This window comes from Streptomyces sp. NPDC057654, from assembly GCF_042800135.1.
In the GTDB taxonomy this organism is placed as follows: domain Bacteria; phylum Actinomycetota; class Actinomycetes; order Streptomycetales; family Streptomycetaceae; genus Streptomyces.
In genome coordinates this window covers 1-1,235 of the sequence record NZ_JBHVHQ010001430.1, presented here as the reverse complement: position 1 = coordinate 1,235, position 1,235 = coordinate 1, and the positions used below count along the sequence as shown (strand labels likewise).

The window sequence follows — 1,235 nt, the reverse complement described above, 5'->3', positions numbered from 1 at the left end:
CGCTGGTGCTGCTGCTGCACGGCTTCCCGCAGTTCTGGTGGACGTGGCGGCACCAGCTGCCGGCGCTCGCCGACGCGGGGTTCCGCGCCGTGGCGATGGACCTGCGCGGGGTGGGCGGCAGCGACCGTACGCCCAGGGGGTACGACCCCGCCAACCTCGCGCTCGACATCACCGGCGTGATCCGCTCGCTCGGCGAGCCGGACGCGGCGCTGGTCGGGCACGACCTGGGCGGCTATCTGGCGTGGGTGGCGGCCGTGATGCGGCCGAAGCTGGTGCGGCGGCTGGCGGTGTCCTCGATGCCGCATCCGCGCCGGTGGCGCGCGGCGATGGTCTCGGACGTCAAGCAGAGCGCCGCGAGTTCATACATCTGGGGGTTCCAGCGGCCGTGGCTGCCCGAGCGGCAGCTGGTCGCGGACGACGCGGCGGTGATCGGGCGGCTGATGCGCGACTGGTCGGGGCCGCGGGTGCCGGACGACGAGGCCGTGGACGTCTACCGGCGGGCCATGTCGATCCCGTCGACGGCGCACTGCTCCATCGAGCCGTACCGGTGGATGGTGCGGTCGATCGCGCGGCCGGACGGCATCCAGTTCAACCGCCGGATGCGGCGGCCGGTGCGGGTGCCGACGCTGCATCTGCACGGCTCGCTCGACCCCGTGATGCGCACCCGCAGCGCGGCGGGCTCCGGCGAGTACGTCGAGGCCCCGTACCGCTGGCGGCTCTTCGACGGCCTGGGGCACTTCCCGCACGAGGAGGACCCGGCGGCGTTCTCGGCGGAGCTGGTGAACTGGCTCAAGGACCCGGAACCGGACCGTTAGACGCCCTCTCGGGAGAGCTCCGCAGGCGATTCGCGCCAACCGGTCACGGGTCCACGATCGGGGGAATTCCAGGAATCCGAGGGAACGCCGTATCTCGTGAGGCGGGGCCGGCCGCACGGCCCTCCCGGCCCGTCGGGCGGCTCAGCGGCCCCGGATCCAGCCGCCCGCCACGGGCGAACACACATCCTTCGAACAGCCAATTGCCTGGCGCATAGGCCAATTGACGGGCTCCCAGGCGATTACGGACCACCCTTGAGGGGCACTTAGCTCGGTATGGGCTGGACGCACGACTACCGTGACCTGACTCAGGAGCGTGGCGCCGATGGCGATGCCGCGCTGAGCGTTGCCAACAGGGGTGGCTCCCCGCGAGGCGTGGGCCATGACCCCCGGATCGGCATCCCGCGCATCATCCGGCGCCGC

General features: G+C 72.4%; 1 protein-coding gene. It reads left to right on the top strand.

Translation table 11 applies throughout. The annotated features are described in order from the left end of the window. Positions 1–815 (top strand): alpha/beta fold hydrolase (locus ACFU99_RS44125; protein ID WP_384404495.1); only part of this gene is annotated, 815 nt, incomplete at its 5' end. Positions 816–1,235 lie beyond the last annotated feature (420 nt).